Here is a 19,283-nt window from a genome sequence, read left to right as displayed (position 1 = left end):
TCTCAGCAGCCGATGGCGGCACACTTCTCCGCCAGCCAGCTGCGCTCTTCGTCGTTCAGGTGCGGTGCCAGCTTTGCAAACACCTGACGGTGGTAATCGTTCAGCCATGCGATCTCGTCCTTATCCAGCACACCGGGCAGGATGGGAGAGGTGGCAATGGGTACGAACATCAGCGGTTCAAAACCAAGGAAGGTACCGTACTGGTTATCGGCCCTGTGCACGCACACCAGCTCGTTCTCGATGCGGATGCCCACGAGGTCGGTCTCGTAGACGCCGGGCTCGTCGGTGACCACCATGCCCGGGCGCATCCGGGTGGTGTTGCGGCTGTTCAGGGCATGGGGGCCCTCGTGCACGTTGCCCACAAAGCTGACGCTGTGACCGGTGCCGCAGCGGTAGTTGATGAGGTGCCGCCACAGCGGTTCCCGGGCAATGGTGTCGATCATCTTACACTCGCAGTAATCCAGCCAGACGGCCTTGGCAAGGTCGATGTGGCTCTGCAGAGTCCATGTGTAGAAGCGCTTTTCATCCTCGGTCAGCGGGCCAAGCGGGTAGGTGCGGGTGATGTCGGTGGTGCCGTCCATGTAGGTGGCACCGCTGTCCACCAGCAGAAAGCCCTTCTTTTCCAGCACAGCGTGATCTTCCGGGGTGGCGTGGTAGTGCATCATGGCTGCATTGCCGCCGTAGGCCGCAATGGTGCCAAAGCTTTCCACAAGGAATTTATCGTCCACACTGCGGTACTTGTGTAGAATTTCATCCACCGTCAGCTCGGTCAGGGTCTCACCGGCAGCAAGGCGGCTTTCCAGCTCGATCTGGAACCGCACCATGGCCACAGCGTCCCGGATATGGGCCTGCTTTGTGTGGGCAAGCTCCGTTTCGTTCTTCACGCCCTTCATCATCAGCAGCGGGTCGGTGCCGTCCTTCACGGTGAGGGCAGGGTTCTGCTCCAGCACCTGATACACGGCGTAGTTCACCGTGGAGCACTCGGCCAGCACGGTCTGGGGTTCCGTCTCAGCAGCGAGGAACTTCAGCACATCGTCGTACTCCGCCAGCGTGATGCCGTTGGCTTCCAGCTCTGCCTTTGCCTCCGGGGTGACGCGGGCCGTGTTGATGAAGAGTACCGCGCGGCTGGGGGTCACATAGCAGTAGGCCATGGCATAGGGAGTGCACTCAATGTCCATGGCGCGCAGGTTCAAAAGCCATGCCAGATGATCCAGCTTGCCCACAAACTGAGCGGTACAGCCCAGCTCCTTGAGCTTGCTGCGCAGCTGATCCAGCTTTTCCGCCGGGGAGAAGCCCGCATATTCCTTCGGCAGGATCCACGCTGGGGTATCCGGCAGGGCAGGGCGGCCCTCTGTCCACAGCTCGTCCTCAAGGTTCAGGGTCTTGATGAAAGCGCCCTTCTTTTCCAGTGCCTTTTTCAGGTCGTTCACGAGGGCCGTGCTGGCGGTCAGGCCGCACAGGCCCAGTGCTTCGCCCTCATTCAGAGCATTTGCGCAGTATTCCTCCACGGTGGGCACGCCGGGTTCCCCCATGCGCTGCAGCTTGATCTCGGTACCCGCAATTTCCTTCTCGGCCTGCACAAAATAACGGCCGTCGGCCCACAGGGCGCTCTCGGTGCGGGTGACCACGAAGTTGGAGTTCTCGCCGTGGAACCCGGAGAACCAGGTCAGGCTGGTGTAATGGCAGGGCAGGTATTCGCTGGCGTGGGGATCACCCACAGGGATCAGATAAACGGCCACGCCGTTTGCAGCCATGGCGGCACGCAGCGCGGCAAGGCGCTCGGGTACGGTATTCATGCTCATATGATTTGCTTCCTTTTCTCTCACCGGAAAGCCCGGCAGCGGTGCATTTCTGTTTGGCCTTATTGTATCATTCCGGGAAAAAGATTGCAATGCAGGGGCGGGACGGTTTGGAATGCGCTCTGCGGGTAGCATCCTCGCCCTCTCAGTCACCTGCGGTGACAGCTCTCCCAAAGGGAGAGCCCTTGGCATGGCGGTATCGTTTCCGGTTGAACTGCAAAGTGTGCGGTTTCGCCAGAGCCTCTCCCTTTGGGAGAGGTGGCATTGCGTCAGCAATGACGGAGAGGGCGAGCCCGCTGCCCTGCGAAGCCGCACCCCTTCCGTCATCGCCTGCGTCAAAGCCGTGTCTGAGGGGGCAAACTGCCAATTTGCAAAAAAAGTTACAATTTTTTCTTGAAAAAGGCCGTTTTCCCATTGACAGCCTTGTTATAATAGGAGTGTAAGATTTTTGAGCCAGCACTCTGCGGCTCTGTGTGCTATTCGAAGAAAGAGGCAATTGAATCATGACCAAAATCGATATTTTCTCCGGCTTCCTTGGTGCCGGTAAAACTACGCTGATCAAAAAGCTCATCAAAGAGGCCTTTGCCGGCCAGCAGGTGGTGCTGATCGAGAACGAGTTCGGCGAGATCGGCATTGACGGCGGCTTTTTGAAGGAAAGCGGCATTCAGATCAACGAGCTGAACGCCGGCTGCATCTGCTGCTCTCTGGTGGGCGACTTCCGCACCGCCCTGCAGCAGGTGGTGGAGCAGTACCACCCCGACCGCATCGTCATCGAGCCCTCCGGCGTGGGCAAGCTCTCCGATGTGACCCGCGCTGTGGAAGGCGTGGCCGAGCATCTGGATGTGCAGCTGAACAGCTTTGTCACCGTGGCTGATGTGAACAAGGTGAAGATGTATATGAAGAACTTCGGCGAGTTCTACGACGACCAGATCAGCCACGCAAGCTGCATCCTGCTCAGCCGCACCCAGACCGCCAGCGAGGAGAAGATCGCCGCTGCGGTCGCCATGCTGCGCGAGAAGAACCCCACCGCTACCATCGTGACCACCGCATGGGACGAGCTGACCGGTGAGCAGATCCTGAAAGCCATGTCCACCAAGGACGACTTCAAGGCAGAGCTGATCGCCATGGCTGCAAAGGCCAATGAGGAGCACGCCCACGAGGACGAGGAAGAAGAGCATCACCACCATCATCACCACGATGACGAAAACGGTGTGTGCAGCTGCGGCCATCATCACGACCACGATGATGACGACGAGGACGAGCACGAGCATCACCACGATCACGATGAAGATGATGATCACGATGAGCATGAGCACCATCATCACCACGATCATGACGACCACGACCATTGCTGCTGCGGCCATCACCACCATCATCATGACCACGATGCCGACGAGGTATTCACCAGCTGGGGCGTTGAGACGGCCCGCAAGTTCACCAAGGCAGAAGTGGAGCACGCCCTCACCGAGCTGGATACCGGCAATTACGGCATGATCCTGCGCAGCAAGGGCATCGTGAACGGCGGCGCAGACGGCTGGCTGGAGTTCGACTATGTGCCCGGCGAATGGGAAGTGCGTGCCCGCGGTGCAGATGTGGGCGGCAAGCTGGTCGTGATCGGCTCCAAGCTGAACGAAAAGGCCATTGCAGAGCTGTTCGGCTGCTGAGCTTAAAGTAAAAAGGAGAAACCATTCCTATGGCAAAAGAAATTCCGGTCTACCTGTTTGTGGGCTTTCTGGAAAGCGGCAAGACCAAATTCATTCAGGAGACCTTTGAAGACCCCAACTTCGACTCCGGCGACAAGACCCTGCTGCTGATCTGCGAAGAGGGCGAAGAGGAGTACAACGAGAAGAAGTTCGCCTTTCCCGGCGTGACCGTCAAGGTGCTGGAGGACAAGGCCGAGCTGAACCCGCAGAATCTGCTCAAGCTGGAAAAGGAATCCGGCGCAGGCCGTGTGGTCATTGAGTACAACGGCATGTGGCTGCTGCAGGATCTGGCCGAAGCTCTGCCCGAGAGCTGGATCGTGTACCAGTGCATCGCCACCGCCGACGGCACCACCGCCCTGACCTACGCCCGCGACAACTCCATGCGCAGCCTGCTGCTGGACAAGATCGCCCGCAGCGAGCTGATCGTGTTCAACCGCGCCGAGGCAGTGAACAACGATGCCGCCCGTCAGGAGCTGCACAAGCTGGTGCGTCAGGCTTCCCGCAAGTGCGACATCGCCTACGAGTTTGCCGACGGCAGCGTGGCCTATGACGATATCCCTGATCCGCTGCCCTTTGACATCAACGCGGACATCATCGACATTCCGGATGACGATTTCGGCATCTGGTACATGGACTGTCAGGACGAGCCCCAGAAGTATACCGGCAAAACGGTCAAATTCCTTGCACAGGTGTGTCAGACCAACCGTGCCGGCAAGAACAGCTTCGTGCCGGGCCGTTTCGCCATGACCTGCTGTGTGCAGGACATCCAGTTCGTTGGCTTTCCCTGCAGCTACGATGGCTACAAGGCGCTGGAGCAGCGCGCATGGGTGCGGGTGACCGCAAAGGTAGGCTACAAGTTCCACAACATCTACCGCGGCAAAGGCCCGGTGCTCACCGCCATTTCGGTGGAGCCTGCCGAAAAGCCGCTGAACGATGTGGTAACATTCTCTTGATCTGATCTTTCAAGGAGGTCCCGGCATGAAAACACTGTTTCGTATCCTTGGCACGGCCGCTGCGGTAGCCGTTACCGGTGCTGCCATTGTGGCACTGGACAAGATCCTGAACCAGAAAGACCCGCTCCATGTGGAGGAAGTAGAGTTCCCGGAGGACGCCGAGCGGAACGCTGAGGAAGCCGCCAAGACTGCCGAAGCCTACGCCGAAGCGGAAACCAAAGCCTCCGATGCTGCCAACGAAAAGGCTGCAGAAGAAGCTGCGCCGGAAGCTCCTGCCGAAGAAGCGGCAGCTGCTGCCCAGCCCGCCGAAGAAGCCTCTGCCCCGGCGGCACCCGCAGAGGGCGGCGAGAAGCCGGTGTTCGACCCGGAAGCTCCCAACCAGAACCCTGTGGAAGCAGGCCCCGCTGTTGCTCCCAAAGACGAGAGCGGAAAATTCGACCCCACCAAGATCGCCGAAGCCAGTGACTTTGGCGACTGGGAAGAACAGGGCTGCAAAGGATAACCTATGACCCAAAAAGGGACGATGTGAACATCACATCGTCCCTTTTTTGTTATTCTCCTCTTGCCAGCTGCTGCAGCTTTTTCCTGTCCAGCACCTGCACGCCGCCCCGGAACAGCCGCACCCAGCCCTCCTGCGCAAAGTATTTCAGCATCCGGCTCACCACCTCGCGGGCAGACCCCATGTATTTTGCCATCTGGTCGTGGGTCATGCGCACCTCGTCGCCGCCGGTCTTGGCCAGCTCATCGGTAAGAAAAATGGCAAGCCTGCGGTCTGCGCTCATGAACAGCACCTGCTGCATGGTCCACATGCTGTCGGAAAAGCGCTCCGCCGTCATCTGATAGGCGTAGCAGCGCACATGCACGTTCTGCTGCATCAGCCTGCGGAAAACGCCCGCGCTGATGCAGTAGGCCTCGGTGTCCTCTTCGGCATCAATATACAGGTCGATGTTCACCGAGTCCATCACGCAGGAGGCCGACAGGATGCACACCTCCCCGCCGAACAGGCGGTAGAGCGTCACGTCCCGCCCGTCCTCCGAGAGCAGGTAGGCCCGCAGCTGGCCCGAGCGCAGCAGCAGGATGCCCACGCAGCTTTCCAGCGGGCTGTGCACCCGGGCGCCCTTTGCGTAGTGCACCGGCCGGGTATAGCGGCAGAGCATGTCCTGTTCGTCGGGTGTCAGGTCGTTCCAGAAGGGAAAACCTTTGGCCAGACAATCGCGGTGTTCCTTTGTTGTTTCCGACATTGCTTTTCATCCTTTCCGCAGGGCCTTGGCGGCTTCAGTGCCCGCCTGCGCGCCCTCATACACGGCCTTTGCCACCTGCAGAAGGCCCCCGGTGCAGTCGCCCGCCGCATACAGGCCGGGCACGGTGGTCTGCATTTTTTCGTCCACCACGATGCGGTTCCCGTCCACCTCTGCGCCGATCTTCCTAGCCAGTGCGGTGCTGCCCGCCACGCCCAGTGCCACAAATACACCGCTGACAGGCAGCTGCACACCGCCGGACAGCTGCACGCCGGTGACAACGTTTTCGCCCAGAACAGCCTCCACGGCCTGCGGATAGACTGTGACCTCCGGCGGGAAGTCCGCCGTCAGCGGTGCGCCGTTGGTCAGCAGGGCAACGCTTTTTGCCACCGGCAGCAGGGCCTGCACCTCGTGCAGGGCATACTCGCCGCTGCCCAGCACCGCCACGTCCTTTCCACGGTAGAAAAAGGCATCGCAGGCGGCACAATAGCTCACGCCGTGCCCCTCCAGCCCGGCAAGGCCCGGGATGCGCGGCACCGTCCGGGATGCACCCGTGGCAAGGATCACAGCGTCCGCCGGGTAATTTTTATTCACTGTTTCTACGGTGAGTTTATCCGTATAGGTCAGGCCCACGGCTTCGGCTGTGACGAATCTCACACCAAGGCGCTTTGCATTCTCGATGCTGCGGCGTTCCAGTTCCGCACCGGAGACCGGCTCGGCAAAGCCGTAATAGTTTTCAATTTTTTCGGCGCGGTCCAGCGCACCGGGGCCTTTGGTGAGCACCGTGGTATCCACACCGGCACGGACAGCGTACAGCGCGGCGGAAATGCCCGCCGGGCCGGAACCTATAATGATGATGCTGGGCATGGGAAAACCCTCCTTCGGATGCATTTTTCTACAGTATACACCTTTTTTTGAAAAATTTCCGTGACCGGGTCGCAAAAATTGCGCTTTGCAGCGGCTGGCCGCTTTTCAAGCGGAAAAGAGTATGTTATACTGTTTCAGTTATCTGAATTTTCTGCCACGGAGGCTTATTTTATGACCCAGCAACGCATCCTTTTCATCACCACCGGCGGCACCATCGCCAGCGTGCGCACCCAGCAGGGCTTAAAGCCCGTGCTCACCAGCGAGGAGCTGCTGGCCCATCTGCCGGAGCTGAACGACCTGTGCATCCCGGAAACGCTGGCCCTGTGCAGCATCGACAGCACCGACCTCGGTCAGGAGCACTGGCTCATGATGGCCAAGGCCGTGCAGGAGAACTACGCTTTGTACGATGGCTTCATTATCTGCCACGGCACCGATACGCTGGCCTACTCGGCCGCAGCGCTTTCCTACCTGATCCAGAACGCCGATAAACCCATCATCCTCACCGGTGCACAGCAGCCCATCTCCAACGAGATCACCGATGCCAAGAAGAACCTGCGCGACAGCGTGATCTGCGCGCTGGATCAGGGCAGCCGTGGCGTGATGGTGGTGTTTGGCGGGCATGTCATCGCAGGCACCCGCGCCAAGAAAAACAAGACCATCAGCTACGATGCCTTTGCTTCGGTCAACTTTCCGGAGCTGGCCCTCGTGCAGGGCGACCGGCTGGTGCGGTACATTCCTTCGCCGTGGCCCACCGGCCCGGTGGAGTTCAGCCGCGTGCTGGACCCCAAGGTGTTCCTGCTCAAGCTGACCCCCGGCATGTCGCCGGCTCTCATCCCGGAGATCTTCCGCCTGTACGACTGCGTGATCGTGGAAAGCTTCGGCGTGGGCGGCATCCCGCAGCAGCTGATGGATGCCTTTGCCGAAGGCCTGGGCGACTACGACAAGACCCACAAGGTGCTCATTATGACCACGCAGGTCACCTACGAGGGCAGCGACGTGGGCGTTTACGAGGTGGGCAAACGGGTGAAGAACCGCTTCCGCTTCCTGGAAGCCCACGATATGACCATCGAGGCCGTAGTGACCAAAAGTATGTGGCTGCTGGCGCAGAACTGCGAAAGCTTTGACCAGCTGCAGCAGCGGTTCTACCGTCAGGTGAACTTTGACACCTTCTACCACTGAGGATAAAGCCGCCGGGCAGGCCAGTGCTTGCCCGGCGGTTTTGCCTGTGCACCCTTGCGCCGGGAGGGCTGCGGTGTTACACTAGACAAAAAGGGAGGCGCATCTTACTGTGTGGTTCGTGTTTGCACTGGGCAGTGCCGTGTTTGCGGCCCTTACCTCCATCCTGGCCAAGATCGGCATCCAGGGGGTCAACTCCACCCTGGCCACCGCCATCCGCACGGTGGTGGTGCTGGTCATGAGCTGGGGCATGGTGTTCCTCACCGGGACCCAGGGCGGCGTGGGGGATATCTCTCGCCACAGCTGGCTGTTTTTGATCCTTTCCGGCCTGGCCACCGGGGCCAGCTGGCTGTGCTATTACCACGCTTTGCAGATCGGGGCCGCCTCCAAGGTGGTTCCGGTGGACAAGCTCAGCGTGGTGATCACCCTGGCTTTGGCCTTTGTGATCCTGAAGGAACCCTTTACCGCCAAAAACCTGGTGGGCTGTGCCCTGATCACCGCCGGCACCCTGTTTATGGTGCTGTAAAGCCGCCCTACCAAAAATGCGCCCGGGATACTCCCGGGCGCATTTTTTATTCCGACAGCCGCTGCCGGGTCTTGTTCATCAGGTCCAGCTCCGGCATCAGCTCATCGCTGATGATGGTGAGCATCTGCTCCAGCTTGTCCACGTCCTCTTCCGGGAAGCGCTTGCGCACCCGCTCGATCACGGTGCTCAGATAGGAATAGCTGATGTTGTAGTAATCGATATACTTCTGGGTGGGGCGCAGGTGGTACTCGCGCCGGTCGGTGGTGGACTGGATCTTTTCCACATAGCCCTTCTTCACCAGACTGCCGATCTTATACGCCGCGTTGGGGGTGGAGATCTGCATCATGCGGGAAAACTCCGCAATGGTGGGTTCGCCCATAGCCATGATGCCCTCCATGCAGAAGGACTCCACCGTGGTCAGCGTGGCTTCGCGGGTGGCAAAACGCTGAAAAACATTCTGGTAGAAATGCAGCTTGAATTTGGTGTATACGTCCTGAAATGCCTGTTCCAGCATAGGTCGTGTGCCTCCGATAGTTCATTTTATTTAAAAATACCACGTTTTGGCCGCGGCGCAAAGCGAAACAGCTGAAATTTTGGCAGGAATTTATTTTGCTGCCTTTTTGTTCGTGCGCACACGGATCACGCTGAGCACCACCAGCTCTACGGCAATGGCAACGGCCAGCAGGATCAGCGAGGTGAACAGGCTGCCGTTGGCACCCAGAAAAGCCTGTGCAATGCCTGTGATGACATAGCACACTGCCGCGCAGGAAGCCGCCGTAATGGCGTAGGGCAGCTGGGTGGACACATGGTTCACATGGCTGCAGTGGGCACCGGCGGATGCCATGATGGTGGTGTCCGAGATGGGGGAGCAGTGGTCGCCGCAGACGGCACCGGACAGGCAGGCTGCAATGGAAATGACCAGCATCTCGCCCTCCGGGAAGGCATGGCACACGATGGGGATGAGGATGGAGAAGGTGCCCCAGCTCGTGCCGGTGGCAAAGGCAAGGAACACCGCCACAAGGAAGATGATGACCGGCAGCATGTACTGCAGCGCTGCAGCAGAGCCACTCAGCAGGTTGGCAACGTAATATTTTGCGCCCAGCAGGCCGGTCATGCCGGACAGGGTCCATGCGAGGGAGAGGATCAGCATGGGGCTGACCATGGCCTTGAAGCCCTCGGGAATGCAGGCGGCAAAGTCTTGAAAGGTCATCACATTGCGCACGCGGTAGAACACAAAGGTGAACAGCAGGGCAATGCTGCTGCCCAGCACCAGACCTGCAGAAGCGTTGCAGTCCGCAAAGGCGGTAACGAAGTCCACGCCCTCAAAGAAGCCGCCGGTGTAGATCATGCCGAAGATGCAGGCCGCGATCAGCACCAGCACCGGGGCGATCAGGTCTGCAACATGGCCGCAGGTATCGGTGCCATCGTCCACATCGTTGCCGTAGGGACGGTCGGCGGTGGTAAACAGGTCGCCGTTTTTGGCGTTATCCTCGTTGAGCTTCATGGAGCCGAAGTCCGTGCCGGTGAAGATGAGGAACAGGCTCATCACAATGGTGAGCAGGGCATAATAGTTATAAGGAATGGTGCGCAGGAACATGGTAAAGCCATTGATGCCGGAGCCTTCGGGCACGCTGGAAGTGACCGCAGCTGCCCAGCTGGACACCGGCGCAATGATGCACACGGGTGCTGCGGTGGCATCGATCAGGTAGGCCAGCTTTGCGCGGGACACCTTCTGCCGGTCGGTGACGGGGCGCATGACAGAGCCCACGGTCAGGCAGTTGAAGTAGTCGTCCACAAAGATCATCACGCCCAGCAGCAGGGTGGCAAACTGCGCACCGGCCCGGGAGTGGATGTGGGTGGAGGCCCAGCGGCCAAAGGCGGCAGAGCCGCCGGCCTTGTTCATCAGGGCCACAAGGATGCCCAGCATGACAAGGAACACCAAAATGCCCACGTTGCTGCTGTCCGAAAGCTTGGCCACCATGCCGCCGTCCTCATTGAAGAACAGGGTGTTGATGGCCAGCTCCAGATTGCCGTTGGCATACAGCAGCGCACCGGATGCGATGCCCACCAGCAGGGAGGTGTACACCTCCTTGGTGTTCAGCGCCAGCACAATGGCGATCACCGGCGGCAGCAGCGAAAAGATGGTGCTGTACACCGCACAGGTATAGGTGGACGGGTCCGCGATCTTGCCGGGCGTTGCCGCTGTGCACCACAGCAGCAGGGCAAACACCAGCAGAGCTGCGAACCATGAAAGGTTCTTATTTTTCATAACGGATTCCTCTTTTTTCAAATTTCCGGGGATGCATACCCCTCTTTGCGCAGGAAAAACTATCCCCATCGAATGCAAAGGGAGGTGTGCGCCGCGCCGGACTATAAAGCGATGTATTTTGAGCTGTTCCGGGCCAGCGTGCAGGCCGCCCAGCTCTTGCAGGACGCGCAGAAGCGTGCCGAGCAGCACCTGCTGGAAGCTGACCCGCCGCCGATACGATTGGAGCAAACAGAGCAAACGGATGAAGAATAGTTTTCTTCGGTCAGCGTCCTCGCCCTCTCAGTCTCGCATACGCTCGACAGATTCCCCCTTTTGCCGCTTATGCGGCATCCGTTCCCCTCTTTGTCACCTACGGTGACATTTCTCCCCGGCCGGGGAGAATCTGTCCCGGCCGGGGGAAGTCTTTCCTCAAAGTGGGAGCCTTTGGCAGTACGGTAAAGTTCCCAGTTTTGCCAAGGGCTCTCCCCTTGGGAGAGCTGGCACCGAAGGTGACTGAGAGGGCGAGCCCGTTTGCCTTTTAGCCCTTCTTTGCCTCCGCCTTGGCGGCGAACTTTGCGTCGTTCACCACAAAGCGCTCGTGGGTGCCGCCGCCTACAGGGCCTTTTTCGTCGTGCAGGGCCACCTTGAAGGTGAGCTTGCGGCCTTCCACAGCCACCAGCTCGCTCTCGCAGATAACGGTCATGCCCACAGGGGTGGGGGCAGTGTGCTCCAGCTCAAGCTTTGTGCCCACCGAGCCGCTGCCCTCGTCCAGCGCATCGGCCACGCTCATCCAGCAGGTCTTTTCCGCCAGCGCCACCAGTGCCGGGGTGGCAAACACATCCAGCGTGCCGCTGCCCATGGTCTTTGCGGTATTGGCTGCGGTGACGAGCACGCTCTGTTCCCCGCGGATACCGGTTTCCAATGTCATATACTTTCCTCTCCTTTTGCGCGCCGTATGGCGCATTTTATTTTTGAACACCTTTATAAGATACCACATTTTGCACCAGAACGCACCCTATTTTGCACTTTTTTGTGAATTTCTCTTTTTCTTTTTGCGCAAACGGGCTGCCAAGTCCTCTCTCTTTGGGAGAGGTGGCACCGAAGGTGACGGAAAAGGCGAGGACACTGACCATGCGGCGACCTCTTTTTTGTTTTCGCCTTTCCCTCCAATCCGCATCCTTATTGCGATTCAAAAACGCAAATTTTCTGCGTTTTAAGGCAAATTTCATCAATTTAGAGCAGACGCTGAAAATCTTTAAAAAAGCCTTGACAAGGAGCATTCCGCGTGCTACTATGAACACATGAACAAGCGTTCATGTGAATCCACAACGAAGGGAGATGTCAACATGGCGGAAATAAAGGAAGCAATGCCCGCGCCGCAGCCGGAAGCCTTGGATATGCCGGACGACGAGGTGCTGTACGAGTTGGCCGACCTGTTCCGGGTGTTCGGCGACTCCACCCGCATCAAGATCCTGTATGCACTGCACGACAACGAGCTGTGCGTGCAGGACATTGCAAACGCCGTGCAGCTGAGCCAGTCGGCGGTGAGCCATCAGCTGCGGGTGCTCAAGGATTCCAAGCTCGTGCGGTTCCGGCGCGAGGGCAAAACCGTTTACTACGCACTGGACGATGACCATGTGCGCAGCATCCTCTCCATGGGGATGGATCATATCGAAGAATAACGAAAGGCTGGTATTACTTATGAAGAAGAGCTACAAGATCGAAGTGGACTGCGCAAACTGCGCTCAGAAGATGGAAGACGCTGCCAACACCGTTGCAGGCGTGGCAAATGCTACCGTCAGCTTTATGACCCAGAAGATGAAGGTGGAGTTCTCTGAAGGTGCAGACCTCCACGACACCATGGTGAACGTTCTGGCCGCCTGCAAGAAGGTGGAGGACGACTGCGAGATCTTTGACATCTGATGCGCGTCAGGTTGCTGCACACGATCAACAGCCTCGCCCTCTCCGTCACCTACGGTGACACCTCTCCCAAAGGGAGAGGTGGCAAATCCAAAGGATTTGACTGAGAGGGCGAGCCCGCTAAAGAAAAAAGCATCTGCAGCAAGAATTCGTAGATTTTCTGAGAGCTCAAACGAATGTGCAGATGCTTTTTACTTTGTGTGCAATTGTGTTGTGCAATAACTTTTTCTGTTGAAAAATCAGACAGTTTTCAACAGTTTCCACTCAGTTTTCAACACCATTTGCGGAAAAGGCGTAAAATAAACGTGGAAAAGCGCTTTTACGCCTGAAAAACTGTGTGGAAAACACGGGTAAAACCGTGGAATATCCATTTTTATGGGGAAAAGTTGTTGAAATCCCCGCCCGCCGCAGCGTGATGCGGCCCATGGATCCCGCAAAAAGGAGCGTTTTGTATGAACAAAAAGCAGAAAAAGAACCTGCAGCGCATCATCATTGCGCTGATTTTGGTGCTCATCCTCAAGCTTTTGCCCCAGTTCCCCACGCCGGTGGAGCTGGTACTGTACTGCATCCCGTATCTGGTGGTCGGCTGGGACGTGCTGCGCAAGGCACTGCTTGGCATCAAGAACCGCCAGCCCTTTGACGAGTGCTTCCTGATGGCCGTTGCCACCGTGGGTGCATTTGCACTGGGCGACTACGTGGAGGGCTGTGCCGTTATCATCTTCTACCAGATCGGCGAGCTGTTCCAGAGCGTGGCCGTGGGCAAGAGCCGGCAGAGCATTTCCAGCCTGATGGACATCCGCCCGGACTACGCCAACATTGAGGGCGAGGACGGCAGGTTGGAGCAGGTGGACCCGGACGATGTGGAGATCGGCACCGTGATCGTGGTTCAGCCCGGTGAGCGCGTGCCCATCGACGGCGTGATCGTGGAGGGCGCTTCTGCCCTGAACACCGCCGCCCTGACCGGCGAGAGCCTGCCCCGCGATGTGCAGACCGGCGATGAGGTCATCAGCGGCTGCGTGAACATGACCGGCCTGCTGAAGGTAAAGACCACCAAGGAATTCGGTGAATCCACCGTTTCCAAAATTCTCGATCTGGTGGAAAATTCCAGCATGAAGAAGGCCCGCGCCGAGAACTTCATCACCCGTTTTGCCCGCGTGTACACCCCCGCCGTGTGCTATGGCGCACTGGCTCTGGCCTTTATCCCGCCCATCGTGCTGCTGCTCATGGGCCAGCCCGCCCGCTTTGGTGACTGGGTCTACCGTGCCCTGACCTTCCTTGTTATCAGCTGCCCCTGCGCACTGGTCATCAGCATTCCCCTGAGCTTCTTCGGCGGCATCGGCGGTGCATCTGCCTGCGGCATTCTGGTCAAGGGTTCCACCTATCTGGAAGAGCTGGCCCGCACCGGCATCGTTGTGTTCGACAAGACCGGCACCCTGACCCAGGGCACCTTTAAAGTGACCGGCATCCACCCCGCAGAGGGCACCAGCGAGGAGCAGCTGGTGGAAGCTGCCGCGCTGGCCGAGAGCTGGTCCAAGCACCCCATCTCCCTCAGCATCAAGGCCGCTTACGGCAGGGAGATCGATCCGAACCGTGTCACCGATGTGCAGGAGCTGGGCGGCCACGGCGTGACCGCCAAGGTGGACGGCAGGACCGTTGCTGCCGGCAACGCCCGCCTGATGGAAAAGCTGGGCCTGAAGGCTCCCGCCGTCAGCGGGACCGGCACCATCGTGCATGTGGCCATCGAGGGCATGTACGCCGGTTATCTGCTGATCGCCGATGTGGTGAAGCCCCACAGCGCACAGGCCATCCGGGGCCTGAAGGATGCCGGTGTGCGCAAGACCGTGATGCTGACCGGCGATGCCGAGCCGGTTGCAAAGGCCGTTTCCGCAGAGCTTGGGCTGGATGAATACCATGCGGGCCTGCTGCCGGGCGACAAGGTAGACCAGATCGAAACGCTGCTCGCCGCAAAGCGGCCCAAAGAGAACCTTGCCTTTGTGGGCGACGGCATCAACGATGCCCCGGTGCTGTCCCGTGCCGATGTGGGCATTGCAATGGGCGCTCTTGGCTCTGACGCTGCCATTGAGGCCGCTGACGTGGTGCTGATGGACGACGACCCCGCCAAGATCGCACTGGCCATGCGCATTGCCCGCCGCACATTACGCATCGTGTACCAGAACATCGTGTTTGCACTGGCCATCAAGTTTGCCTGCCTTGTGCTGGGCGCGATCGGCATGGCCAGCATGTGGACCGCCATCTTTGCCGATGTGGGCGTGATGGTGCTGGCTGTGCTCAACGCCACCCGTGCCCTGTACACCAAGGATCTGGCGAAAAAGAATGAACCGTAAAAAACAGTGCCGGACAGCCTGAAAACTGTCCGGCACTGTTTTTATATATGAGGTGCATACAGGCGTTCTATTTCATGCACAAGCTCCGGTTCTTTTTCGATATCAAATTTTCTGGCAAACATGCAGGGCGATGCTTTCAGCTGTTCCAGATCAGCGTATTTCCAGACCCACGGATTGCCTCGGTCCCAATCGATGGCACGGGCACTGGTATCACCCGGCCCCTGATAGATCTTATCCTGATACGGCGACTGCACGATCAGTGTCTGCACAAAGAACTCGTCCGAGCAAAAGGTCTTGTCCAGCACCTGCAGGATCCACTCTTCTTTTGTCAGCAGATACCGTGCAAAGCCATCCGTGCAGCTGAACCATTGACTGCCCTTTGTGAAGTGAACGTCCTGATTGCGCTTTATTCTCAGCAGCTTCTGGCCCGACAGCAGGATTCCATTGATCACGCCGAGCACCGGATGGCGGCGCAGATCGATATTCTGAAAAAAGTGCCGGTAATAAACGCGCTCATCATTGAACGGGCTGAATGGGTGCGGGTCGAAATGAACAAATTCCACGTCCGGGTTTGCCTCAAAAAATGCACGGATATCTTCTTGTGTTTGAATGGGCAGATCCACACCGGAGATCAGGTGGTAATGCTGGTATGGGCCATGATCTACCGCTGCCTTGAGCAATACAAACTCTGCCTTTACTAAAGTAATACCACCCCAAACAGCGCTCGTTCTCTGTGCGTGAAAAACCTTGGCATATTTTACATATCGTTCAACGGTTTCTGGCTGGTAGTTTTCATTCTTGCTGTCCATATGGATGAAAATATCATTCCACGGTGCATCCAGCATCCGAAGCAAAGTCCAAAACATCTCATTGCACTGATGTGCCATAAGCATGTACGCCTGTTTTTCACTTGTTTCCATCGTTTTCTCCTCTTACTTCTGCACCGCATTTTCATTTTATTATAACAGAATCCTCTTTAAAAACAATCCCACCACCCCTTTTTACAGCACAAAGCCGCCGCATTCCCTTGCAGAGGGAGAGCGGCGGCTTTGTTTGGGTATGGAGAAAATGGAGGAGGTCTCAAAGTTCATCCGCGGAATGCGGCGGTATACACCGCCACCACCTCGTCGCGGGTGGGGGTGATCTGGTTGGTAGACATGCAGGTGTCGTGCAGCGCAAGCTCTGCCAGCGCGGCAAAATCGGTGGGGTCCACCTTGTTCAGCTGCGCAAGATTGGCGGGGATGCCCACCCCTGCACTGAGCTGACGGACAAACTGGATCACTGCCGGTGCGGCAGTGTCCGGGGTAAAAGTGCCCTGCAGGCCCATGGCAGCGGCAATGGTCATGAACCGCTCCCGGCACACCGGGCTGCGGCTGTTGAAGGCCAGCACGTAGGGCAGCAGCACCGCATTGCACACACCGTGGGGCAGGTTGTAGTGTCCGCCCAGCGCGTGTGCCATCGCATGCACCATGCCAAGGCCCGCGTTGGAGAAAGCCATGCCTGCCACATTTTCGGCGTAGGCCATCATGGTGCGGGCGGCTTCATCCTGACCGTTGGCAACGGCCCGGGGCAGGTTCTGCACGATCGCCTGCATGGCCCAGTAGGCATCCTTGTCCGTGAGCGGGTTGGCGTTTTTGGAAAGCGCCGCCTCGATGGCGTGGGTCAGCGCGTCCATGCCGGTGGCTGCGGTGAGCTTGGGCGGCATGGAGGACATGAAGTCGGTGTCGTTCACCGCAATGCTGACCATGCAGTTGGGGTCCACCATGGCCATTTTGCTGTGGCGGACAGGGTCAGTGACGATGTAGAAGGAGGTGCACTCGCTGCCGGTACCGGCGGTGGTGTTCACCGCCACGATGGGCAGGCCGGGCTTGGAGGACTTGTTCTCGCCCTCGTACTGTTCCACGGTACCGCCGCAGGCCACCACGATGCTGGCTGCCTTAGCGGTATCGATGGCGCTGCCGCCGCCCAGAGCCACCAGCAGCTGCACCTGCAGGGTGCGGGCTGCGGCAATGCAGTCGTTCACCACCTGTACGGTGGGGTTGGGCTGCACATTGTAGTACACGGCGTACTCCACACCGGCATCGGACAGTACCTGACCGACCCGGGCAGCGGCACCGGAATCATAGAGAAAGCGGTCCGTCACCAGCAAAGCACGGCGGATGCCCATCTTCTGAAGCTCCGGTCCCAGAAGACGGATGGCACCCTTGCCAAAAAAGCTGGTCTTGACGGCGTTGATGCGTTCTGCCATGTGTTCACCCTCCGCTTACTGTGCCTGACCGCAGACGATCTGCACCGGGTCCCAAATGGAACAGGACGAGGAGGAATAGACGAAATCCACCTGACCCAGTGCTTCCACGGTCATGCCGGCGCGGATGGCAACGGCAATGGCGTTGATGCGGGCCGAAACATTCTTTTCTCCCCATGCCTGCGCACCCAGCACCTGACGGGTATTGGCCTCATACACCAGCTTGATGGTGATGCGGTGGGGGTTCGGGCAGATGCCCGGACGGTCGGTGCCGGTGGCCATTGCACTCTTGACCCGCAGACCGGCCTTGCGGGCCTCGGTCTCGGTCAGGCCGGTGCGGGCGATCTCCAGATCCGCCACCTTCAGGCTGCTGGTGCGCAGAGAGCCGTCGCGGCAGGCCGCGCAGTCGCCCACGGCATAGAGATTGGGCACACTGGTGGCAAGGTCGGCACCAATCAGCACAGCGCCATTGGGTGCCAGCTGCGCCCCGGTACCGGCCAGCAGGCCGGTGTTGGGGGTAACGCCGATGGCTACCACGCAAAGGTCACAGGGGTAGGTGCCGCGGTTGGTCTGCACCTGCTCCACGAAGGTGCGGCCCGGGAAGGAGCGCACCTGCTCGCCCAGATTGAACTGCACGCCCTGCGCTTCCAGCTCCTTCTGGATCAGCTTGCTCACCTCAGGGTCAAACTGGGGCAAAAGCTGCTGCTCTTTTTCAATGATACGCACATTGCGGCCCAGCTTGAGGAAGGACTTTGCGATCTCCAAACCGGCCCAGCTGCCGCCCAGGATCACGATGTCCCGCACATAGGGGGTGCGGACGAACTCCTTGAGGAAGATCAGATCTTCCACGGTCTTGAGGGTCTGCACGCCCACGCGGTCACTGCCGGGCACCTGCGGCACACGGTTGGAAGAACCGGTGGCCAGCACCAGCTTGTCGTAGTGGTCTTCAAACACGCGTCCGGTGGCAAGATCACATACCGTCACCTTGCGGGCGGCTGCGTCGATGCCGCGCACCTCATGGCGCAGATGTGCGGTGATGCCCTGCGCGTTCAGCTCAGTCTCCTTGGCCTGAATGGCCTTGTTCAGGCTGTCCAGATCCTCGCACAGGTAATGGGGCAGGCCGCCGGTGCCGCAGGAGTAGAAGCCGCCTTTTTCGTAGACGGTGATCTGCGCTCCGCGCTGGGCGGCGGCAAGTCTGGCGGCGGCCGAAACCCCGGCGGCAATGCTGCCGATGATAATAATTTTCATTGTTTAAGCCTCACGATCCCGCCGGGAGGAAGCCCCTCTCTGCGGCAAAACTTGCAGGGTGTTACTTACTCAGGGTGGGAGGATTGTCCACGATGCCCACGATGAAAGCATCAATGGGCGACGGATGGTCCAGACCATGCTGGGTGGTTTCGTCGGTGGTGACCAGAACCATCTCGCCTACACCCGCGCCGATGTTGTCGCCCGCCACGATGGTATCCTTTTTGGAGCCGAACACCGGCTCCACCAGCAGGAACTTATAGCCTACAAGCTCCGGCATTTTGCGGGTGGCGACAACGGTCCCCTTGACGATCCCTAAAATCATAGCTTACTCCTCTTTGCCCAGTACGGTGACCAGCTGTCCCTGCTTGAGCAGGAAGGCATTGCCATCGTCCGTGTCGATGTGAAAATCCAGTGCACATTTGTCGTTTGCGCGGATCAGCACCCCGCCCATCACGCCCGGCTTGGGGCCGTCGATCTTTACCTGCACGCGGTCGCCGTCGGCAAGGCCGAAGGCCGCTGCCTGTGCAGGGGTCATATGGATGTGGCGGTCGGCGATCATCACACCCTCCGGCACGGTCAGGGTGCCATTGGGGCCGCGCAGGGTCACGCCCGGCGTACCCTTTGTATCACCGCTGGAACGCACCGGCGCTTTGATGCCGATGTTGCGGCAGTCGGTCTGCGCCAGCTCGATCTGAGTGGAACTGCGCTCCGGGCCAAGGATGCGGACATGCTTCAGTTCGCCCTTGGGGCCGATGATGTCCAGACATTCCTCGCAGGCAAACTGGCCGGGCTGGCTCAGCGCCTTTTTGGGGGTGAGCTGGTAGCCATAGCCGAACAGCTTGTCCACATCATCGCGGGTAAGGTGAATGTGCCGCACCGAGATGCCTACCGGCACCTGACGGCTGCGCTTTTGCAGCTCTGCCTGCACGGCCTGCGTGATCAGGAGCAGCAGCTGTTCCTGACTGATGTCATGGTAAACCAAGGCACAGCGCTCCTTTCTTATGCAGCGTCAGCG

At 59.0% G+C, this 19,283-nt stretch carries 21 protein-coding genes; 9 read left to right on the top strand and 12 right to left on the bottom strand.

Annotated features, from left to right (window positions below; all coding sequences use genetic code 11):
• Positions 1-2: 2 nt before the first annotated feature.
• On the bottom strand, positions 3-1,802 hold the full coding sequence (locus DXA66_RS06150) for an aminopeptidase P family protein (RefSeq protein WP_118527565.1): 1,800 nt from the start codon (positions 1,800-1,802) through the stop codon (positions 3-5).
• Between the two features lie 500 nt (positions 1,803-2,302).
• Here DXA66_RS06150 and DXA66_RS06145 point away from each other — a divergent pair, with 500 nt between their 5' ends.
• The 3 genes from DXA66_RS06145 to DXA66_RS06135 are packed head-to-tail and all read left to right on the top strand — an operon-like array spanning position 2,303 to position 4,957.
• A complete protein-coding gene (locus tag DXA66_RS06145; RefSeq protein WP_118527563.1) occupies positions 2,303-3,463 on the top strand; it encodes a CobW family GTP-binding protein in 1,161 nt (386 codons plus the stop codon).
• Between the two features lie 29 nt (positions 3,464-3,492).
• Entirely contained in the window at positions 3,493-4,455 is a 963-nt protein-coding gene (locus DXA66_RS06140) for a GTP-binding protein (protein WP_097774543.1), read from the top strand.
• 25 nt (positions 4,456-4,480) lie between these two features.
• Complete coding sequence (locus DXA66_RS06135; protein WP_118527561.1) at positions 4,481-4,957, top strand: hypothetical protein; 477 nt, start codon at positions 4,481-4,483, stop codon at positions 4,955-4,957.
• A gap of 49 nt (positions 4,958-5,006) precedes the next feature.
• Here the strand turns inward: DXA66_RS06135 and DXA66_RS06130 are convergent, their stop codons facing one another.
• Both DXA66_RS06130 and DXA66_RS06125 read right to left on the bottom strand, forming a co-directional pair.
• Positions 5,007-5,696 (bottom strand): Crp/Fnr family transcriptional regulator, encoded by a 690-nt coding sequence (locus tag DXA66_RS06130; RefSeq protein WP_005943776.1) that lies wholly within the window; start codon positions 5,694-5,696, stop codon positions 5,007-5,009.
• Between the two features lie 6 nt (positions 5,697-5,702).
• Positions 5,703-6,560, bottom strand: coding sequence for an NAD(P)/FAD-dependent oxidoreductase (locus DXA66_RS06125; protein ID WP_118527559.1), 858 nt, complete (start codon positions 6,558-6,560; stop codon positions 5,703-5,705).
• 171 nt (positions 6,561-6,731) lie between these two features.
• Here DXA66_RS06125 and DXA66_RS06120 point away from each other — a divergent pair, with 171 nt between their 5' ends.
• Both DXA66_RS06120 and DXA66_RS06115 read left to right on the top strand, forming a co-directional pair.
• A complete protein-coding gene (locus tag DXA66_RS06120) occupies positions 6,732-7,739 on the top strand; it encodes an asparaginase (RefSeq protein WP_118527557.1) in 1,008 nt (335 codons plus the stop codon).
• A 109-nt stretch (positions 7,740-7,848) separates the two neighbouring features.
• Positions 7,849-8,262: an EamA family transporter gene (locus tag DXA66_RS06115; RefSeq protein WP_097776883.1), complete on the top strand. Its 414-nt coding sequence runs from the start codon at positions 7,849-7,851 to the stop codon at positions 8,260-8,262.
• A 46-nt stretch (positions 8,263-8,308) separates the two neighbouring features.
• Here DXA66_RS06115 and DXA66_RS06110 read toward each other — a convergent pair whose 3' ends face one another.
• Both DXA66_RS06110 and DXA66_RS06105 read right to left on the bottom strand, forming a co-directional pair.
• Entirely contained in the window at positions 8,309-8,776 is a 468-nt protein-coding gene (locus DXA66_RS06110; RefSeq protein WP_097776882.1) for a MarR family winged helix-turn-helix transcriptional regulator, read from the bottom strand.
• A gap of 90 nt (positions 8,777-8,866) precedes the next feature.
• On the bottom strand, positions 8,867-10,531 hold the full coding sequence (locus DXA66_RS06105; RefSeq protein WP_097776881.1) for a Na+/H+ antiporter NhaC family protein: 1,665 nt from the start codon (positions 10,529-10,531) through the stop codon (positions 8,867-8,869).
• A gap of 111 nt (positions 10,532-10,642) precedes the next feature.
• On the opposite strand from DXA66_RS06105, the gene DXA66_RS14370 reads away from it, so the two are divergent.
• Entirely contained in the window at positions 10,643-10,783 is a 141-nt protein-coding gene (locus tag DXA66_RS14370; RefSeq protein ID WP_005943803.1) for a hypothetical protein, read from the top strand.
• Positions 10,784-11,048: 265 nt separating this feature from the next.
• On the opposite strand, the gene DXA66_RS06095 is transcribed toward DXA66_RS14370, so the two are convergent.
• Both DXA66_RS06095 and DXA66_RS14095 read right to left on the bottom strand, forming a co-directional pair.
• Positions 11,049-11,438: a thioesterase family protein gene (locus tag DXA66_RS06095; RefSeq protein ID WP_118527555.1), complete on the bottom strand. Its 390-nt coding sequence runs from the start codon at positions 11,436-11,438 to the stop codon at positions 11,049-11,051.
• A 37-nt stretch (positions 11,439-11,475) separates the two neighbouring features.
• Complete coding sequence (locus DXA66_RS14095; protein ID WP_158576336.1) at positions 11,476-11,790, bottom strand: hypothetical protein; 315 nt, start codon at positions 11,788-11,790, stop codon at positions 11,476-11,478.
• A 66-nt stretch (positions 11,791-11,856) separates the two neighbouring features.
• On the opposite strand from DXA66_RS14095, the gene DXA66_RS06090 reads away from it, so the two are divergent.
• The 3 genes from DXA66_RS06090 (at position 11,857) to DXA66_RS06080 (ending at position 14,775) form a co-directional block, all read left to right on the top strand.
• Entirely contained in the window at positions 11,857-12,192 is a 336-nt protein-coding gene (locus tag DXA66_RS06090; RefSeq protein ID WP_044953513.1) for a metalloregulator ArsR/SmtB family transcription factor, read from the top strand.
• A 19-nt stretch (positions 12,193-12,211) separates the two neighbouring features.
• A complete protein-coding gene (locus DXA66_RS06085) occupies positions 12,212-12,433 on the top strand; it encodes a cation transporter (RefSeq protein ID WP_118527553.1) in 222 nt (73 codons plus the stop codon).
• A gap of 449 nt (positions 12,434-12,882) precedes the next feature.
• Positions 12,883-14,775: a heavy metal translocating P-type ATPase gene (locus tag DXA66_RS06080; protein ID WP_118527551.1), complete on the top strand. Its 1,893-nt coding sequence runs from the start codon at positions 12,883-12,885 to the stop codon at positions 14,773-14,775.
• Positions 14,776-14,816: 41 nt separating this feature from the next.
• On the opposite strand, the gene DXA66_RS06075 is transcribed toward DXA66_RS06080, so the two are convergent.
• From DXA66_RS06075 to DXA66_RS06055, 5 genes are all read right to left on the bottom strand, one after another.
• Complete coding sequence (locus DXA66_RS06075; protein WP_118527549.1) at positions 14,817-15,695, bottom strand: beta-1,6-N-acetylglucosaminyltransferase; 879 nt, start codon at positions 15,693-15,695, stop codon at positions 14,817-14,819.
• A 167-nt stretch (positions 15,696-15,862) separates the two neighbouring features.
• Positions 15,863-17,023, bottom strand: coding sequence for an iron-containing alcohol dehydrogenase (locus DXA66_RS06070; RefSeq protein ID WP_118527547.1), 1,161 nt, complete (start codon positions 17,021-17,023; stop codon positions 15,863-15,865).
• Between the two features lie 15 nt (positions 17,024-17,038).
• The gene (locus tag DXA66_RS06065; protein ID WP_118527545.1) at positions 17,039-18,268 is read right to left on the bottom strand and encodes an FAD-dependent oxidoreductase; all 1,230 of its coding nucleotides are present in this window, start codon (positions 18,266-18,268) and stop codon (positions 17,039-17,041) included.
• Between the two features lie 61 nt (positions 18,269-18,329).
• Positions 18,330-18,590 carry a EutN/CcmL family microcompartment protein gene (locus DXA66_RS06060; protein ID WP_005939597.1) on the bottom strand — a complete coding sequence of 87 codons (261 nt, stop codon included), beginning with the start codon at positions 18,588-18,590 and terminating at the stop codon, positions 18,330-18,332.
• A 3-nt stretch (positions 18,591-18,593) separates the two neighbouring features.
• Positions 18,594-19,250, bottom strand: coding sequence for a phosphate propanoyltransferase (locus DXA66_RS06055; protein ID WP_187119380.1), 657 nt, complete (start codon positions 19,248-19,250; stop codon positions 18,594-18,596).
• Positions 19,251-19,283: the final 33 nt, after the last annotated feature.

It is taken from the genome of Faecalibacterium sp. OF03-6AC (assembly GCF_003478175.1).
In the GTDB taxonomy this organism is placed as follows: domain Bacteria; phylum Bacillota; class Clostridia; order Oscillospirales; family Ruminococcaceae; genus Faecalibacterium; species Faecalibacterium taiwanense.
This window is presented reverse-complemented; position numbering and strand designations above follow the sequence as displayed.

What these genes read in the sequence shown, in the direction of transcription:
- DXA66_RS06150 (WP_118527565.1), bottom strand. Translation starts at nt 1,802, where the DNA reads ATGAGCATGAATACCGTACCCGAGCGCCTTGCCGCGCTGCGTGCCGCC.
- DXA66_RS06145 (WP_118527563.1), top strand. Translation starts at nt 2,303, where the DNA reads ATGACCAAAATCGATATTTTCTCCGGCTTCCTTGGTGCCGGTAAAACT.
- DXA66_RS06140 (WP_097774543.1), top strand. Translation starts at nt 3,493, where the DNA reads ATGGCAAAAGAAATTCCGGTCTACCTGTTTGTGGGCTTTCTGGAAAGC.
- DXA66_RS06135 (WP_118527561.1), top strand. Translation starts at nt 4,481, where the DNA reads ATGAAAACACTGTTTCGTATCCTTGGCACGGCCGCTGCGGTAGCCGTT.
- DXA66_RS06130 (WP_005943776.1), bottom strand. Translation starts at nt 5,696, where the DNA reads ATGTCGGAAACAACAAAGGAACACCGCGATTGTCTGGCCAAAGGTTTT.
- DXA66_RS06125 (WP_118527559.1), bottom strand. Translation starts at nt 6,560, where the DNA reads ATGCCCAGCATCATCATTATAGGTTCCGGCCCGGCGGGCATTTCCGCC.
- DXA66_RS06120 (WP_118527557.1), top strand. Translation starts at nt 6,732, where the DNA reads ATGACCCAGCAACGCATCCTTTTCATCACCACCGGCGGCACCATCGCC.
- DXA66_RS06110 (WP_097776882.1), bottom strand. Translation starts at nt 8,776, where the DNA reads ATGCTGGAACAGGCATTTCAGGACGTATACACCAAATTCAAGCTGCAT.
- DXA66_RS06105 (WP_097776881.1), bottom strand. Translation starts at nt 10,531, where the DNA reads ATGAAAAATAAGAACCTTTCATGGTTCGCAGCTCTGCTGGTGTTTGCC.
- DXA66_RS14370 (WP_005943803.1), top strand. Translation starts at nt 10,643, where the DNA reads ATGTATTTTGAGCTGTTCCGGGCCAGCGTGCAGGCCGCCCAGCTCTTG.
- DXA66_RS06095 (WP_118527555.1), bottom strand. Translation starts at nt 11,438, where the DNA reads ATGACATTGGAAACCGGTATCCGCGGGGAACAGAGCGTGCTCGTCACC.
- DXA66_RS14095 (WP_158576336.1), bottom strand. Translation starts at nt 11,790, where the DNA reads ATGCTCCTTGTCAAGGCTTTTTTAAAGATTTTCAGCGTCTGCTCTAAA.
- DXA66_RS06090 (WP_044953513.1), top strand. Translation starts at nt 11,857, where the DNA reads ATGGCGGAAATAAAGGAAGCAATGCCCGCGCCGCAGCCGGAAGCCTTG.
- DXA66_RS06085 (WP_118527553.1), top strand. Translation starts at nt 12,212, where the DNA reads ATGAAGAAGAGCTACAAGATCGAAGTGGACTGCGCAAACTGCGCTCAG.
- DXA66_RS06080 (WP_118527551.1), top strand. Translation starts at nt 12,883, where the DNA reads ATGAACAAAAAGCAGAAAAAGAACCTGCAGCGCATCATCATTGCGCTG.
- DXA66_RS06075 (WP_118527549.1), bottom strand. Translation starts at nt 15,695, where the DNA reads ATGGAAACAAGTGAAAAACAGGCGTACATGCTTATGGCACATCAGTGC.
- DXA66_RS06070 (WP_118527547.1), bottom strand. Translation starts at nt 17,023, where the DNA reads ATGGCAGAACGCATCAACGCCGTCAAGACCAGCTTTTTTGGCAAGGGT.
- DXA66_RS06065 (WP_118527545.1), bottom strand. Translation starts at nt 18,268, where the DNA reads ATGAAAATTATTATCATCGGCAGCATTGCCGCCGGGGTTTCGGCCGCC.
- DXA66_RS06060 (WP_005939597.1), bottom strand. Translation starts at nt 18,590, where the DNA reads ATGATTTTAGGGATCGTCAAGGGGACCGTTGTCGCCACCCGCAAAATG.